The 16,298-nt window shown below is 54.7% G+C and carries 13 protein-coding genes; 1 reads left to right on the plus strand and 12 read right to left on the minus strand.

All coding sequences use genetic code 11. The features are described from left to right. Nucleotides 1–873: 873 nt before the first annotated feature. From C4885_RS05730 to C4885_RS05760, 7 genes are all read right to left on the minus strand, one after another. Entirely contained in the window at nucleotides 874–3,939 is a 3,066-nt protein-coding gene (locus C4885_RS05730) for a CotH kinase family protein (RefSeq protein ID WP_147237767.1), read from the minus strand. Nucleotides 3,940–4,540: 601 nt separating this feature from the next. Then, nucleotides 4,541–6,385, minus strand: a complete 1,845-nt coding sequence (gene glgB / locus C4885_RS05735; protein WP_113999414.1) for a 1,4-alpha-glucan branching protein GlgB — start codon at nucleotides 6,383–6,385, stop codon at nucleotides 4,541–4,543. 174 nt (nucleotides 6,386–6,559) lie between these two features. After that, nucleotides 6,560–7,921: a magnesium transporter gene (gene mgtE / locus C4885_RS05740; protein WP_113999415.1), complete on the minus strand. Its 1,362-nt coding sequence runs from the start codon at nucleotides 7,919–7,921 to the stop codon at nucleotides 6,560–6,562. A gap of 889 nt (nucleotides 7,922–8,810) precedes the next feature. Further along, complete coding sequence (locus tag C4885_RS05745; RefSeq protein WP_113999416.1) at nucleotides 8,811–9,449, minus strand: RpiB/LacA/LacB family sugar-phosphate isomerase; 639 nt, start codon at nucleotides 9,447–9,449, stop codon at nucleotides 8,811–8,813. Between the two features lie 68 nt (nucleotides 9,450–9,517). Next, nucleotides 9,518–10,099, minus strand: coding sequence for a hypothetical protein (locus tag C4885_RS05750; protein ID WP_113999417.1), 582 nt, complete (start codon nucleotides 10,097–10,099; stop codon nucleotides 9,518–9,520). Between the two features lie 162 nt (nucleotides 10,100–10,261). Further along, nucleotides 10,262–10,762: a PTS glucose transporter subunit IIA gene (locus C4885_RS05755; protein WP_199488083.1), complete on the minus strand. Its 501-nt coding sequence runs from the start codon at nucleotides 10,760–10,762 to the stop codon at nucleotides 10,262–10,264. Between the two features lie 69 nt (nucleotides 10,763–10,831). Next, nucleotides 10,832–11,407, minus strand: a complete 576-nt coding sequence (locus C4885_RS05760) for a TetR/AcrR family transcriptional regulator (RefSeq protein ID WP_113999418.1) — start codon at nucleotides 11,405–11,407, stop codon at nucleotides 10,832–10,834. Between the two features lie 263 nt (nucleotides 11,408–11,670). On the opposite strand from C4885_RS05760, the gene C4885_RS05765 reads away from it, so the two are divergent. Further along, nucleotides 11,671–12,441: an HD domain-containing protein gene (locus C4885_RS05765; protein ID WP_113999424.1), complete on the plus strand. Its 771-nt coding sequence runs from the start codon at nucleotides 11,671–11,673 to the stop codon at nucleotides 12,439–12,441. Between the two features lie 133 nt (nucleotides 12,442–12,574). Here the strand turns inward: C4885_RS05765 and C4885_RS05770 are convergent, their stop codons facing one another. The 5 genes from C4885_RS05770 to C4885_RS16715 all read right to left on the minus strand — a co-directional run. Further along, entirely contained in the window at nucleotides 12,575–12,769 is a 195-nt protein-coding gene (locus tag C4885_RS05770; RefSeq protein WP_113999419.1) for a hypothetical protein, read from the minus strand. Between the two features lie 67 nt (nucleotides 12,770–12,836). Next, nucleotides 12,837–14,024, minus strand: a complete 1,188-nt coding sequence (gene gltS / locus C4885_RS05775) for a sodium/glutamate symporter (protein ID WP_113999420.1) — start codon at nucleotides 14,022–14,024, stop codon at nucleotides 12,837–12,839. Next, nucleotides 14,021–14,983 carry a TAXI family TRAP transporter solute-binding subunit gene (locus C4885_RS05780; protein ID WP_113999421.1) on the minus strand — a complete coding sequence of 321 codons (963 nt, stop codon included), beginning with the start codon at nucleotides 14,981–14,983 and terminating at the stop codon, nucleotides 14,021–14,023. Before C4885_RS05780 ends, gltS begins: the two co-directional genes overlap by 4 nt. A 164-nt stretch (nucleotides 14,984–15,147) precedes the next feature. Further along, on the minus strand, nucleotides 15,148–16,008 hold the full coding sequence (locus C4885_RS05785; RefSeq protein ID WP_113999422.1) for an NAD(P)/FAD-dependent oxidoreductase: 861 nt from the start codon (nucleotides 16,006–16,008) through the stop codon (nucleotides 15,148–15,150). Between the two features lie 45 nt (nucleotides 16,009–16,053). Beyond that, nucleotides 16,054–16,298: hypothetical protein (locus C4885_RS16715; protein ID WP_207657581.1), on the minus strand; the 245-nt coding region annotated here is incomplete at its 5' end.

Here is a 16,298-nt window from a genome sequence, read left to right on the forward strand (position 1 = left end):
TAAAATATTTTTTGAAAAATTCTGCATTTTGCCGAAATTCATTATCCCGGCCCTTTCCGGCATTTTCCTCTTTGGGGGTATCATCTTCTACCGTGGTATATTATACACGTTCCTGCGCAAAAAGCAAGGGTCGTTTCACGCATATTTTGCCTGGCATGGTGCATTTTCTGTTGTCTTGGAGTTGTTGGGATTTTTGGCGAAGAAATGTTATCTTTTGGAGCGGTTAGAGTTTCCCAGGAGAGAAACAGCCTGTATCAGGGCATGTTTATATTTTTTTCCTATATAAGGAACAACGCCTCGGGACAATGCAAACATCGTCCCCTACAAATTATTTGCAGCGTTCGCAACATGCAGCAAGGTTTCTCCGCGGCGGGATGAGGGCATCCCGCCCTACAGGACATTTTATTGTCTATTGCTTATAGCCAAATATTCTGTAGAGAACGGTCTTGACCGTTCCAGCGTTTTATAATACATTTCGCATAAAATCTCGTTGCAAAACTCCACTTTCCTTTAAGCTGTGGTTCCCAGCAGCCAACCTAAAGAACATTTGTAGGGGCCGTTGCTCGCATCGGCCCGCGGGAACTCACTTGCCGCCAAATATCCCACCTCAGTCAAGCCACCATCTAAAAAGTCAGGGCCGTGCTTTTCTGCACAGCCCTGACTTTAACTTATCTTCCTTATGGCAACACCGCACAATTCCCGCCTTACGGCTTAAGCACCGCTCCGACGGCTGCGGAACGGCATCTGCGTTGCCAAAATGCTCGATAAGACATCCAGTATTATCTGCGCTTTTGGCCTAGCAGCTGCCGCACCTCGCTCGCCGTATCGGCACTTAGAATTATGCGGTATTGCCCTTATAATATTATATACGCTTTACTTCGGTGCAATCAATGCGCCGGTGCGGCTGTCGAACCAATACCGGATGCCATCAATCATCACAACACCTTTCGCCATTGCGCCGGTGATGGGGTCAAAGTAGAAGCGGTCCACGCCCTGGGTATCCCAGCCTTTGATCATGTGGCCGTCTGCATCATAGCGCACCCACTTGCCACCATTGGATTCCTGGTAAACATCTTTGCTCACGGCTTTTTTGCCGTTGTCCACCGCATCCAGCCAATACCAGGCGTCGCTGGCAAGATCATAAATTTCCTTGCCGCGGCCCTCGGTCCCCTGGCGAATACCGCCCTCGTACCAGTAGTCGCCCACTTCGGTATGCAGCCACTGGCAGTCCAGCATGGTTCCCATGATGGGGTCAAAGCCGTACTGCACATCATCCAGCAGCAAGGCACCCTTGGCCATAGCGCCGGTGATCTGGTCAAAATAGTAGGTGCCGTTTTCGTTCACATCCCAGCCTTTTACCATGTGGCCGTTTTCATCGTAACGCACCCACTTGCCGCCGTTGGATTCCTGATAAACGTCCTTACTGGCTGCCATTGCGCCGTTCTGGATATTATCCAGCCAATACCAGGCATCGCTGGCGGGGTCATAAATCTCTTTACCGCGGTAGCTGGAATCGTATGGATTGTAACCCTGGCGCTTCCAGCTTTCAAACCAGTAGCGCTTGCCGCCCCATTCCAGCCAGAACAGGCCATCCGGGCCGCTGCTGCGGCTGCCATTCACCGTATTAAAGGTAAAGGATGTTCCGCAGATCGTCTGCTTACCATACAGCATTTTGCCGTTGGTCAGGCTGTAAAACACCTGGCGGCCATCCGGCAGCACCACAGGCCCGCGGCACTGGGCACCGGTCTTTTCATCGTAATAGTACCAGCCGCCGTGCTCCAGACATTCGCCAAATGCCATGCAGCCATTTTCATCAAAGTAGCAGAGCCGGTCTTCATCCAGCTGCACCTTGCGGTTTTCCGCGCGGGCTCCGCTATCGTCCGGGTCCAGCCAGTAGCGGCAGCCTGTATTGGGGTCGGTGAACTCCAGGCCGCCTTTCTGCAAGCCCTGGCGTTCGCCATCCACATACCAGTAGTGTTTGCCGTTTTCTTCATACCAGCCGTTGCGTGCCTTATCGTCGATTATGACATTCACGGTAGCGGAAGCAGCGCCCGCCCGAACCGTCAAGGTCGTTTTCCCGTTCTGCACGCCAGTCACCACAAAAGTCCCTGCGTAAGTACCAATTTCAGCTTTCGCAACTGTAGGGTCATCCACCGTCACCCGCACGGTATCGCAGGCACTGGCAGGGGTCAGGCGGAAGGTATACTTTTTGTTCTGCCCTGCCCCCAGTTTAACGGCGTTATCGTTCAAGCCGCCAAGGGTCATACTGTCAGCCTGGTTGCCTCGGCGGACAAATTCATCGTCAAACCGCTTTGTCATATACGCCGTGCGCTGGGCGATCCAATCCTGCAGTTTGTCAACATCCTGCTGCCAGGTGCCGCTCTCATCCGCACGCGCGGTGCCGGGCTGATCTTTCAGATCCCAGCGGACAAATTCCATCCTGGCGGAGTTTTCCAGCGTGCTGCGGTAATCGTTGCAGGTTTCGCTCCAATTTTCCAGCAGAGGGCGCATGGTGTGCTGGTAGCGCTCCTGCACTACTTCACGGAACTGCTGGCATTTCATCAGCTCAGTGAACCAGGTCAGCGAGATTTCCCCGCGCTGCTGGTCCTGAATGTTCATGGCATAGTCGGCATGTGGATCGCTGACGCCATAGCTTTCATCTTCATTGTTCAGGGCGGAGTCATAGTCCCACACGGGGCCCATATGCAGCACATCGTCGGCACCGTCCCGGTAGCAGAAGGTACTGCTTTTGAAGGTATCCCAGTTTTCGACCCATTCCGAAATGAGGTAATAATCCGCAAAGCTCTGCACATCAATTTTGGAGCTGATGATGTTCCAATCTTTATCAGATGCGTACAGTACATCTTCAAATTCATCCAGCGCCGTTTCAAAGCCGGACCAGGCTTTCAGGGTGGCAGAGTCCTGCTCGTCCAAGTCATCGGCGGCGGAATCCTTTAAAGTAAAGTGGGTGCCGCTCTGGTTGCCGGTAAACCAGTACTCTTCACCATTATAATAAATGTTGTCCGCTTCAGCCAGGATGCCATCCGCCTGCTCCAGTTCCACGCGGTTAGTGCCCACCTGCACTTTTTCGCACAGCAGGTAGCAGCCCTGATAGCTGCCATCGATCCACACATCCACCCAGCGGCCATCCGGAGCCCATTCGCCCATGGCGTTGGCAAGGTCATACACTGCCTTGTTGCGCATCATGGAAGTATCCTGCCGGTTGGCGATCAGCAGCCAGGTTTTGGCTTTATCCATGCCCAATACCTTGGCTTTGCTGCTGAGCTTGAACTGGTAGGGACGCTTGTCCAGCGTCCAGGTGGTGTTGCCGCGGCCCTTGAACTCAACATCGGTATCGGTCAGGTCGCTCCCGCCTGCCTGGCTGATCGTCACGCTGTTGCCCTTGTATTTGACATCCTTGGAGCCAGCCTGGATTTCATCCAGGGTCACATCGTTCAGGGTAAAGGATACGCTGGGCAGCTGGGATTTGTACAGTTCCACCCGCGCCGCTTTGCCATCCGTAAAGGTCAGGTTCAGGGTTTCGATGTTGGTAAAATCGCCGCTGACAGTGGTTCCGTCCACAGTCAGTCCCTCTGCATCCGCGGCGGCCAGCTCGGCACCAGTTTCAATCGTAAGAGCTGCCATGTCCGTATTGACGGGCAAGAAGAGGCGGTACGCTTCATCAATAAACTGTGCCGTGCAGTCTGCTGCCGTAACGGTCAGTGATGCTGCGGTTTCCCCCGTTGCCACTTCCTGCGCATCAGTCTGCTGATACACCGGTGCTTCTTCTGCTTCGGTCACATCCTGTGCTTCGTCTGCCCATTCTGTGGGGTCGGGCTGGGCTGCGGTTTCCGGCGTGGCCTGTTCCGCCATTGCCGGGAGTGCCGCCCCGCAGGCAAAAGCCGCTGCCAGCAGCAGCGCTGTCATTTGTTTCAACAATCCGTTTTACCCCTTTCCACTTTCCGCATCCAAGTGTTTTTTTCTTGCATTAACCGTATCAGTTTACCACATCCATCCCAAACAGGCAAGTAATCGCAGGCAAAAATAACGTTCTGGCAAAATAAACCCGGCACAAACTTAAAAATTTGTGCCGGGTGCCATTTTGGATTTTATTAAGATATATCTGAAAACAAAGGAAATAACGGGTATTTCGCAAACACAAGCAGGATGTAAGGCATAGAGCCGCAGGAATCCTTTGTGGCTTCCAAGGCTTTTTAACGCAAAATCCGGCTGCGTTTGTAGAAACAGACGATATTTTCGACTTTTCTGATACACCCCAGTTTTACTTTGGGCAATACCGCATAATTCTAAGTGCCGATACGGCGAGCGAGGTGCGGCAGATGCCAAGCCAAAAGCACAGATAATACTGGATGCTGCAAAGGTGAGCGCCGCCAGTGGCGGAAACAGCGAACCGAAGCAGGGGCAGCGGTCGCAGAGTGCGAGGGGCTTTTGCCCCCGAAGCACGATGCGGGTACCGCAACCCGACATTATCGAGCATTTTGGCAACGCAGATGCCGTGCCGCAGCCGCCGGAGCGGTGCTTAAGCCGTTAGGCGGGAATTGTGCGGTGTTGCCTTTGTTTCTTTTTCCACTGCCGGTTCAAAGCGGTACAGCTGGGCGCTGTAGGGGGCAAGTGTCAGCTTTACGCTGCCGGTGGTTGTTTTGCTGCGCAGGGCTTTGGGGCGGGCGGTCCTGCCGCCAAAGCAGTTCCAATCGCTGTTCAGCAGCGGGGTGATCTTGCCCTTGCCGGGCAGGGTCAGCTCATAGTCTTTCAGCTCGGTATCACCAAAGTTGAACGCCGCAAACACGGTGGCTTCCTGCCCTTTGCGCAGGATGGCGCAGGCATCCAGTTCCGGGTGGTCGCAGTCCAGCCACAGGAAATGGTCCGGGTTGTATTCTCCGCTCCAGAACGCATCATATTTCCGGTACAGTTCGTTCAGGGTGCGGCGGTAGTTGGCGAAGGCCTCGTGGATGGGGTAATCCAGCAGCAGCCAGTCCTGCTCGCGGCTTTCATCGTATTCCCGCAGCTGGCCAAACTCGTTGCCCATAAAGTCCAGCATCTTGCCAGGGTGAATTGCCATATACAGATAGAGCGCACGCCCCTGGGGGAACTTATCCTCATACTCGCCGTACATCTTTTGCAGGATAGTCGCCTTGCCATGAACATTTTCATCATGGCTGAACGGCAGGATGTAATGCTCCCGCCAGAAATACATCATCGAGAAAGTCAGCTTGCCCAGGTTGGATTTGCGTTCTTCCGGTGTTTTTTTGAAGTAGTCCAGCGTATCGTTCATCCAGCCAAGGTCCCACTTGTAGTCAAAGCCCAGACCGCCGTGTTCCACGGGGGCGGTCACTTTTTCAAAGTTGGTGGAATCCTCGGCAATCAGCATGGCGGTGGGGTAGCGCTGCTGCAACCCCTGGTTCATATTCTTCAAGAATTCCAGGGTAGAGCCGTTCACACCGCGGGCGGGGTCGCCCTGCCAGTAGATCAGGCGGCTGACGGCATCCATGCGCAGGCCGTCTGCGTGGAAGGTGCGCAGCCAGTAATCAGCGGCCGACTGCAAAAAGCAGCGGATTTCGCCGCGGGAGTGCATGAAATTGCAGCTGCCCCATTCGCTCTCCCCCACCGCTGCGGCGGGGTATTCGTACAAAGCGGTGCCGTCAAAGTGTTTCAGGCCGTATTCATCCACAGCGAAGTGGACCGGCACAAAGTCAAAGATCACGCCAATGTCCGCCGCGTGGCAGGCATCGATCAGGGTACACAGCTCGTCCGGCGTGCCGTAACGGCTGGTGGGGGCAAAAAAGCCGGTGGTCTGGTAGCCCCAGCTGCCGTCAAAGGGGTATTCGCTCAGCGGCATCAGCTCCAGGTGGGTGTAGCCGTTTTCTTTCAGGTAGGCGGGCAACTGTTTGGCCAGTTCAGAATAAGTATAGGGGGTGCCATCCTCCTTGCAGCGCCAGCTGCCTGCCTGTGCTTCGTAAATGTTCAGCGGAGCATCAAAGTTCTTGCTGCGCTTTGTCATCCAGGCGGAATCCGTCCACTGACAGGTGGGTGCGCCCCACACAATGCTGCGGCCATCGGGGCGCAGTGTCATGGCCGTACCGTAAGGGTCGCAGTGGTCCACCACACTGCCGTCTGCGCCACACACACGGTATTGGTAGCAGGTGCCGCGCGTTACCCCGGCAGCGTCTGCCTCCCAGCAGCCGGAATAGCTGCGGTGCATCTGCCATTCTGCCCAGCTGCCATCGCTCAGGCCGCTGGTGATAACCTTTACATCCCGTGCAGATGGTGCCCACACAGCAAAGTGGGTCCCGCCCTCATAGGGGTGCGCACCAAAAAAGGTATCCGCGTCAAACTCCCTGCCGGTATAAAACCCCTGAATATTCATAAAGCATATTCCTTCCTTTTATATAGTAGCATAATAATGCAGCACCGGCAGCCGCCGGGCCGTGCAGTGGGCATCTATTGTTTCTTTCCAAATTATCTTCTACAAAAAATTATACCATGCCTTGCGGCATGGTACAATTAACAGTTGTTCGACTTTGTGTTCAAAAACTCTGCATCAGATATGCAGCACCATCTTGGCCACGTTGAAGTAGATCAACAGCGTGGTGGTATCCACGATGGTAGTGATCAGGGGCGAAGCCATGACCGCCGGGTCGATCTTGAACTTTTCCGCAATCACCGGCAGCAATACGCCGATCAACTGGGAAAGCAACACGGTAAAGATCAGGGTGACGCAGACGGCCAGCGCCACCGGAGCCGCGATGCGGTCCAGCAGCAGCATTTTGAAAAAGTTGCATACGGCCAGCGTCACGCCGCACATCAGGGCCACGCGGCATTCACGCCAGATAATACGCGGCAGATCGTGGGGGGCAATATCGCCCACCGCCATGCTGCGGATGATGGTGGAGGTACTCTGGCTGCCCGCGTTGCCGCCCGCATCGGTCAACATAGGGATATAGGCGGTCAGCACAGTAACGGCGGCCAGCGCGCTTTCATACCCGCGGATCACCAGGCTGGAGAAGGTTGCGCTGAGCATCAGGAACAGCAGCCAGGGGATACGGCTTTTGTAAACATCCAGCATGGACTGCTTGAAATATGGCTTATCGCTGGGGGTCATAGCGTTCATCTTCGCGATGTCTTCGCTGGCCTCATCCTGCAAAATACTGATAGCGTCATCAACCGTCAGGATACCAACCAGGCGGTTCTCTTTATCCACCACCGGCAAAGCCAGGTAGCCGTACTTTTCAATCAGCTGGGCGGCATCCTCACGGTCAGTGCTGGTTACAACGCTGACCACATTGGGGTTCATCAGCTCTTCAACCGGGCGCTGCTCGTTCTTTTCCAGCACCAGGGCACGCAGGCTGACCACGCCAACCAGGGTACGGTCCTTGCGGGTAACGTAACAGTTGTTGATGGTTTCCTTATCAATGCCGTTCTGGCGGATGGCGTCCATGGCGCTGCGCACGGTCCAATCGGGGGCAAGCTCCATGAACTCGGTCGTCATAACGCCGCCGGCGGAATCTTCCGGGTATTTGAGCAGTTCGTTGATCATCTTGCGGGTGTCCGGCTCTGCCTGGGCCAGGATACGCTTAACCACGCTGGCAGGCATTTCCTCCACAAGGTCGGTGGCATCGTCCACGCACAGCTCCTCCACCACGCTCTTCAGCTCGCGGTCAGTCAGGCCGCGGATCAGCGCTTCCTGCGTTTCGGGGCCAAGCTCCGCAAACACATCGGCCGCCAGGTCCTTAGGGCACAGACGGAACAGCACCGGCATTTTTTCTTCGGGCAGGTCCTCAAACACGGCGGCAAGATCCGGCGCGTTCATGGTAGACATGACATCACGCAGGCTCTGGTACTTTTTGGCATCGTCAAGGCTGGCCAGCATCTGGCGCAGCACAGCAATGGTGTTGTTTGCCATAAAAAATCCTCCCTGTGCAGCCGTTGTTTCAACGCAGACGCACAAGGAGGGTGAAATCTTTCAAAATGAAGCAAGCGTGCCGTGCGCTAAAAATGCGCACACAAACAGCAAGTGGCTCCGCATAGAGCCACCGCCTGCACCTCTGCACCGAAACAACGGTTGCCATTATATTCAGTTTTACATCGGTTCACAGGACTACCGGGAATCTCCATGCTTAACCACCTGCCTTTTGTGTTGGATTTTTATCATCACGGTTCCATGTTTTGCTGCAAAAGCGCTATGAAACCATTTAAACTTTACCATTCCACCGCGGGTTAGTCAACCCTTTTTGTGTGTTCTATATAAAAAAATAATGTCCGCAGGCTGGTAATTTCTGCCGCAGGAATTTTGGGGGCAACATAGCACAAAAAAAGCCCCCGCACCCAATCGGATGCAGGGGCTTGCTTTGGCCAGCTCAGCAATTTTCAGCGCAGGCAAAAACTTCAACTTCCGTGTCAAAGCCATTGACCAGGTTAATGCTGTAAGCGATCTGAGCCATACGTTCCAGAATTTTTTTCATAACTGATATACTCCTCTCGGCACGGCAGCTTTCCCGGCTGCGGTGCAGGTGCCGCCCTCTATTGCAGCTCCGTCAAGTTTTCTTTCTTGACGGCTCTATCATATCAGTTATGCACAAATAATTTGTTATCTATTTGTGAATTATGCTGTAAATTTGGGACATTTTCCGGTTTTACAGGTTTCACAGCCCAGTTTTCACCGCCTTTTTGTGTATTTTCACCTCGCTGCACACGCCCGCTGCACATCATTTTTGAATGCAGCAATTAAAAAGGGGCTGCCCCTGCACGGTTCCCCGTGCAAAGACAGCCCCAGTAAAAGCTGTTTTGGTTGATTATGCCATCAGTTCCTTTACGGTTGCAGCGATCTTTTCATCCTTGCAGTCTGCAAAGAAATGCTCGGCAAAATGCTCCCCGGCAAAAGCGCCCTTGACCAGATCGTGATCCAGATCTTTCAGGATATCGCACAGGTCACGGAACGCCACGGAACGCACGCCGTCCAGGATCTTCTTGTTGCGCTGTTCGGGCACAACGCGCTCCTTCGGGTAGCCCTGACCATGGCCAAAGCCGAACAGTTTTTCAAACACATATTCCAGGTTCAGCTCGCCGCCCCAGCCAAAGCCTTTGGCAAACGGCAGGGCAACAGCATTGCCATCGTTCACATGAGCAAAGGTATAGGCATCCACGGGATCTTCCACATGGCCGCAGATCACGCCGGGGAAGCTGTTCAGCGCCAGCATGGCACCCTCGCCGGTGCCGCAGCCGGTGATAACATAATCCGCTGCGCCGGAATTCAGCAGCACCGCTGCCAGAATGCCGTTCTGCACATAGGTCAGTTGGGCGGCATCATCGGCTGCGTACATACCATAGTTGACAACCTCATGGCCCATCGGCTCCACAACCTTGCGCAGGGTGGCTTCGATCAGGGCGTTCTTGGCGGCCTGGCTGTTTTCATTGATCAGTGCAATTTTCATGGCTTGATTTCTCCTGTTTATTGTATCCTTGAAGGGAGCAGGGTCGTCTGCAGTGGCAATCCCATTTATCACATTACAAGTTCGCGAAAATATTTGGTATTCACTGTCTGATCCGCTTCGGCCAATTTGGCAATGCAGCCATCCAGTGTTTTGGCAATATCATCCAGCGTATGCCATCTGGCGGCTTCGGGCTTGACGTACTGCTCCAGATATGGGGCGACCTCGGTATGGGAACAAGCGCCTTCGATCAGATAGGCACCGTCCCTGGCTGGCTGGGTCTGCGGGGCATAATCCTCCGCGCTGGCCAGCATCACCAGTTGGAAATCCCCCTTGCGGCCGCGGCCGCCCACCAGCAGCCGCACCCCAACTGGGGCACAGGGCGTTTGCTGGGCTGCCTGCTGCAATACCTTGACTGCCTTTTCCAGCGTCATATACTGCACATCGTATTCATCCAATTTATTGATGATCTGGGCTGCTGCCACAGCATCCCCTGCAAAGCCGACCAGCACGTTGCGGTTCAGCTTGCGCACTTTGGGCAGTGCATCCGTCAGCACCTTGATTTTGCCGTCTGTGATCGGTTCTTCCACCATGCGACCATCGCTGACCATGGCACAGAACGCCGTACCACATACTGCAAGAATTGCGCTCATGTTATCGTTCCTTCCTGTTCCGCCGGGTTGTCGGCGGTGTATCTATCTGTATCTTACCATAGTTTTGCCCCAATGGGAAGAGCCGCGCATCAAAAAGCCCAAAAGCCCAAAAGCGGCACAAGCCCAAAGCCTGTGCCGCCTGTATTTCTCAAATCTGCTGGATTACTTGTTCACCTTGATCATGTCATCGCCGGGGTTGACATTGCCGGAAGCAACCACATCCACGCTGGCAAAATCATCGGTGTTGGTAACAACGGTGATAACCACCGCCGGGTGGCCCGCTGCCTTGATCTTATCCAGGTCCATCGTCAGCAGCAGCTGGCCCTTGGTGACCTTGCTGCCCAGCTTGACCTTGGATTCAAAGCCGTCGCCTTTCATTTCCACGGTATCCACGCCCACATGGATCAGCACTTCCACGCCGCCGGGGGTGGTAATGCCAAAGGCATGCAGGGTATCCGGTGCCTGGGTGATCTCGCCGTCACAGGGGGCGTACACCTTGCCCTCCGAAGGGTCAATACCGCAGCCCTGGCCCAGAATGCCCTGTGCAAACACCTCGTCCGGGATATCTTCCATCTTGACAAAAGCACCAGCTGCATCCGCTGCCAGCACAACCGGGAAGGACGGTGCGGCATCCTTCTTTTTGAACATATCAAACAGTCCCATATGAAAATCTCCTTCTGCTCATGGCCCGCTACGCAGGGCGCAGCAAAGCCGGATTTATGCCTTAATTTATCACGGCGCAGCCGCCGCACGCACAGCGCGCACAGCCTGCCATGTGATATCTGCCATTTCATCTACCGTTTCAGGCTTACCGTTTTGCAGCCACAGGTCAATATTGCCAAAGCACCCCTGAACGGCAAATGCCACCATATAGCGCTGCAGCTGGGTTTCTTTCTCCCGCGGGCGCAGGTAGCCAAGACAACTTTCTTCAATCACGCCTTTCAGCCGGTGCACAAATGCAGTATCTCCATTTGTGCCCAGCAATACACTGCAAATACCATCGTTTTCGTCCAGATAACTGAACAGCGCCCTCAAAGCTTCCGGGGTGGAATCTTCTTCCAGCCGCGGCAGGATATCATCCATCAAAAGCTCCAGCGTGTGGATTTGTTCCCGCTCCACATGGTCCATCAGGTCATAAATATCGGTATAATGGAAATAGAAAGTTCCCCGGCTGACGTTAGCCAGTTCGGTCAGCTCCCGCACGGTGATTTCCCGCACCGGTTTTTGCATCAGCAGCGTGATCAATGCATCGGACAAGCGCTTGCGGGTCAGCCGCACGCTGCGGTTCTCCTCACCCTTGCTGTTCATAAGCGTATGTTCCCTTTCCGTCAGGCACCCGCACCGTGCATTCCTGCGCTGGCCGGGCAACTGTTTGGTTAATATCTTAATAGTAAAGCCGCACGGCCTTTTTGTCAAGGAAAAACTGCACTTTTGTATAGATTTGCACCCAAATAGGATTATGTTTTTGTGCGCAGTATACGATTTTGCTGCTTTTTGCGGTTTGCGGCGCTGTGCCCACGGATTTGTGCTATAATCACTGCAGAATCAAAACCAATCAGGAGATGGATATCGTGACTGTTGACCGCCAAAAGGTTCTGGATGCTTTTGCCGCCTATATCAGACCCTATGATGCGCAGGACCCCAAAGTAAGCCTGAAAATCCACCACACTTACCGTGTGGCCGCCCTGTGTGAGCAGATTGGCCGCAGCATTGCGCTGGAGGGCACTGCGCTGGATCTGGCCTGGCTATGCGGCATGCTGCACGATGTCGGCCGCTTTGAACAGCTGCGCCGTTTTGGCACCTTTGATGACAGCAAGAGCATTGACCACGCCCGCGCCGGGGTGCAGGTATTGTTCGAGCAGGGGCATATCCGGGATTACCTGGACGATGATTCCGAGGATGCCATGCTGCGTACCGCCGTGGAATGGCACAGCGCCTACCGTCTGCCGGACGGCCTGGACGAGCGCACCGTAATGTACTGCAACATCCTGCGCGATGCCGATAAAATTGACATCCTGCGGGTCAATGTGGAAACCCCGCTGGAGGATATTTATAATGTAACCACCGCAGAACTGCTGGCCTCCCCTGTTACCCCTGCCGTGCAGCAGGCTTTTTATGAGCACCACGCCGTACTGCGCAGCATAAAGCAGCACCCAGCGGACCACGCGGTGGGGCATTCCTCTCTGGTTTATGAACTGGTTTACCCCGAAAGCCGCTGCATCGTGGCAGACCAGGGCTGGCTGTGGAAGCTGATGGACTTTAAGACACACAATCCCGAAACCGCCACTGCCTTTGCCCTGATGCGGGAACACATGCACCAATGGCTGGCAGAGAACACCTGAACCCTTAAATATTTTGGTGAATCGCGGCGCGGGGTGCCGCTCAAAATATCAGGGTTATTCATACACAAAAAAACGCCGCCGGGCGGGCATGAAAGCAGTTCTTGCGGCCCGGCGGCGGTTTTGTTTTGGCGTATTACTTTTTCTTTTTGTGGGGGATATGCACCTCTGGGATGGCCACGTTTTCGTAGTGGATGTTTTCTTTCTCCCCGGTATCCTGTTGAGCGGCCTGCTCATGTGCTACCTTGCCGGTATGTACTTCCGGTACGGCAACATCTTCATTGCCAACATGATAAACCTGTTCCTTTTTCTTACTCCATTTCCAAAACATACAGATGTTTCCTCCAAGTCATCTCTTGATGCTTTTTCATGCCGTGCACTGCTTTGCACAGCGTGGTTCAAATAAAGTTGATAAAAAATGTGGTAACAAGGCTGTTGATAAAATCCGCAAACAAACTGCCGACCAGGGGGATCAGCAGGTATGCCTTAACTGAGGGTGCATATTTTTCGCACAGGGCCTGCATATTGGCCATGGCGTTGGGGGTTGCGCCCATGCCAAAGCCGCACACGCCGGAAGATATCACCGCAGCGTCATAATCACGGCCCATCACGCGGAACACAATAAAGTTGGTAAACACAAACATCAGCAGCGTCTGGCCAGCCAGCAGGATCAGCAGCGGCAGGGCCAGTTCGGCCAGCTGCCACAATTTCAGGGTAATCATGGCGATACCCAGAAACAGCGAAAGGCTGATACCGCCGATATCGTTGATCTCGCCCATATAGATGGTGATTTTTCCGGTATACTCGCCGATATTGCGCATACAGGCGGCCGCAATCATGGCACCGATATAAATTGGGAAGGTCATGCCGGTCAGCGAGAGCAGCTTGGAAACAACGGTTCCAATGCCGATGGCGATGATCAGCTGGAACACCGCGGAAGGATACATGCTGGCGTGGCGTTCGTGCTTGATTTCTTCTTCCACCAGCAGGCTGTCGTCCTCCTGCACCACGGTATCCAGCAGCTTGTGCTTTTCAATCAGGCGGCGGCCAATGGGTCCGCCGATCATGCTGCCTGCAATCAGGCCATAGGTTGCCGCAGCGGTGCACAGCGTGGTTGCACCGGAAATGCCAAAGTCCTCCAGCACAGGGCCAAAAGCGCCCGCTGTGCCGTGGCCGCCAACCATCGAAATGGAACCGGTGCAAAGGCCCACCAGCGGGCTGATCCGCATCACGTTGGACAGCCCCACCGCCAAAAAGTTCTGGGCCAGAATCAGCGCAATAACCAGGCTCAGAAACACCAGCATGGATTTGCCGCCGCTTTTGAGCACCTTCAGGTTTGCCTGGAAGCCGACCGAGGTAAAGAAGAATACCATGCAGACTTCTTTCAGGATATCATCAAATGTAAACTCCACAATGCCGGTCACATAGCACACGCAGGTGAACACGGCAAACAGCACGCCGCCCACAACGGGCGCAGGGATGCAGAACTTTTCCAGCAGGCTGCATTTTTTACGCAAAAACTTTCCCAACATCAGTACCACGACCGCAATGGCAAGGGTCTGGTACATATCCAGCTCTATGATCATGCTGCGTCCTCCCCTGCTGCCATGCCGTTCTCCTGATAATACGCCGCCGCACCGGCGTGGACCGGTACCCCAATTTTATCCGCGGGGCCCAGCTCCAAGGGGAGGCCAAGCTCTGTCTGCAGGGTATCCACCCCGTCATACAGCGTCTTGGTCAATGCTTTTACGGTGTTTTCCGAAAGTTCATCACTTGCCAGCAGCACGGCCTTGACCCCAATGGTCGGCACATCCTGGTCCTGGCCATTGTAGCTGCCCGCCGGGATCACGCCCTGGCTGTACGCCGGATAAGCGGCCAGCAGACGGGCCGCTGCGCTGCCATCCACCGGCAGCAAGGCAATGCCGCAGCTGTTTGCCAGTTCTTCAATCATCTCGGTCTTTACGCCGGACGTACAGAACAGCGCGTCGATCTCACCGCTTTGCAGCTGCTTGGCCGCATCGGTGTAGTTCAGGTTGACCTCCTTGACCAGCTTTTCGTCCAGGCCATAAGCCGCCAGAATCTGTTTGGCGTTCTGCTCCGTGCCGGATTCTTCCTCGCCAATGCTGACGGTCTTGCCTTGCAGCTCCTCCACGGTGTTGATGCCGGAATCTGCCCGCACAACAATATGGCATTCTTCCTGATACAGTACCGCCATGGTGCTGAAGTTATTTTCTACCTCAGATTCCGCAAAAGCGCCGGTTTGGTTGTAAGCATCCTGGGCCATATCCGCCTGTACCACCGCCATCTGCAGGTACCCGCTGGACAACAGCCGCAGGCTTGCCGCCGAACCGGCGGTTTCACGCACTTCCAACTTCCGACCGCCGTTCTGGGCCTGCAGGGCGGCGTAATCCTCACCAAATACCTGGTACACGCCGCCGATGCCGGCCACACCCAAACGGATGGTTTTGTCGCCGCACGCAGCCAACAGCAGCACCATCATCAGTGCCGCCGCAAGCGCAAGGGCGATTCTTTTTTTCTTCTTCATCGCTTTCCTCCCCTTATATGGTGCCCCTGTCAGTAGCTTCGAAGCGCTAAAAATTATTGTACCACTTTTCCCCTATATTCTCTACAGGATAAAGTGCCGTTTTTAACGCCTTAAGCCTGCTGTCGGACCACCGAATCCGCAATCATGTGCCGCACAACACACGCTTACTTCTTTTGTTTTGCCAGCCATTCCACAGCCGACAGGGCTGCAACATTGCCCTGCCCCGCCGCCTTGATGTACTGGTACGGCTTCCCCGCCAGATCGCCGCAGGCAAAGCAGCCCGACAGGTTGGTTGCCATGTTGGCATCCACCCTTACATGTGCCCCCTCCACGGCAAGCCCCGGCACCAACTTGTCCGGTGCAACAGCATCCCGCAATACAAACACACCATCCACCGCATAGGTATTCTGCTCCGTCTGCACGCCTTCGGCATGGGTCTGGCCCAAAATGGCAATGGGACGCTCATTAATGACCTGCACATGGTCGTTCACAGCAACCTCGTGGGACACAACAGGGAAATACAGCAGCCTGCCCGCAGTTTCTGCCAAAAAGTTCGCTTCCCGGCAGGATTCTGCGTTGCATCCCAGGACTGCAACGGTTTTTCCGGGGTAAAAATGCGCATCGCAGGTTGCACAGTAGCTCACACCGCGGCCTAGCAGCTCATCCTCTTTCGGGAACGGTTTGCCCATCACCACACCGCCCGCCAGGATCACGCTGGATGCTTCCAACATGGCATCCGGCGTCTGGATGCCAAAATAGCCGCCCATGGCATACACCGCCGTGACCTGCTTCTCTGTGATTGGGATATCCAGCACATCCAGGTGCTTTTTGAACGCCTGGGCCAGCTGGGCACCATCAATATCCGGCAAACCGGGGTAGTTCTGGATTTTATGGGCCTTGGTCAGCTTGCTGCTCAGCTCCCGGCTGCCAAACAGCAGCACTGTTTTGCCACGTACCTTTGCCGTAATGGCCGCCGAAACGCCCGCCGGGCCGGTGCCGATAATTGCAATATCCGCACGCTCCATCGTTCCTCACCTCTCTGTTCTGCCCTATGCAGGGCACAATTCTATTTAGGCAATACCGCATAATTCTAAGTGCCGATACGGCGAGCGAGGCGCGGCAGATGCTAAGCCAAAAGCGCAGATAATACTGGATGCTGCAAAGGTGAGCGCCGCCAGTGGCGGAAACAGCGAACCGAAGCAGTGGCAGCGGTCGCAGAGTGCGAGGGGCTTTTGCTCCCGAAGCACGATGCGGGTACCGCAACCCGACATTATCGAGCATTTTGGCAACGCAGATGCCGTGCCGCAGCCGCCGG

The organism is Subdoligranulum sp. APC924/74 (assembly GCF_003324125.1).
Taxonomy (GTDB): Bacteria; Bacillota; Clostridia; order Oscillospirales; family Ruminococcaceae; genus Gemmiger; species Gemmiger qucibialis.

Coding starts and splice junctions, on each gene's coding strand:
- glgB (WP_113999414.1), bottom strand. CDS start 6,385: ATGAATATTCAGGGGTTTTATACCGGCAGGGAGTTTGACGCGGATACC.
- C4885_RS05745 (WP_113999416.1), bottom strand. CDS start 9,449: ATGAAAATTGCACTGATCAATGAAAACAGCCAGGCCGCCAAGAACGCC.
- C4885_RS05750 (WP_113999417.1), bottom strand. CDS start 10,099: ATGAGCGCAATTCTTGCAGTATGTGGTACGGCGTTCTGTGCCATGGTC.
- C4885_RS05780 (WP_113999421.1), bottom strand. CDS start 14,983: ATGAAGAAGAAAAAAAGAATCGCCCTTGCGCTTGCGGCGGCACTGATG.
- C4885_RS05755 (WP_199488083.1), bottom strand. CDS start 10,762: ATGGGACTGTTTGATATGTTCAAAAAGAAGGATGCCGCACCGTCCTTC.
- gltS (WP_113999420.1), bottom strand. CDS start 14,024: ATGATCATAGAGCTGGATATGTACCAGACCCTTGCCATTGCGGTCGTG.
- C4885_RS05770 (WP_113999419.1), bottom strand. CDS start 12,769: ATGTTTTGGAAATGGAGTAAGAAAAAGGAACAGGTTTATCATGTTGGC.
- C4885_RS05785 (WP_113999422.1), bottom strand. CDS start 16,008: ATGGAGCGTGCGGATATTGCAATTATCGGCACCGGCCCGGCGGGCGTT.
- mgtE (WP_113999415.1), bottom strand. CDS start 7,921: ATGGCAAACAACACCATTGCTGTGCTGCGCCAGATGCTGGCCAGCCTT.
- C4885_RS05760 (WP_113999418.1), bottom strand. CDS start 11,407: ATGAACAGCAAGGGTGAGGAGAACCGCAGCGTGCGGCTGACCCGCAAG.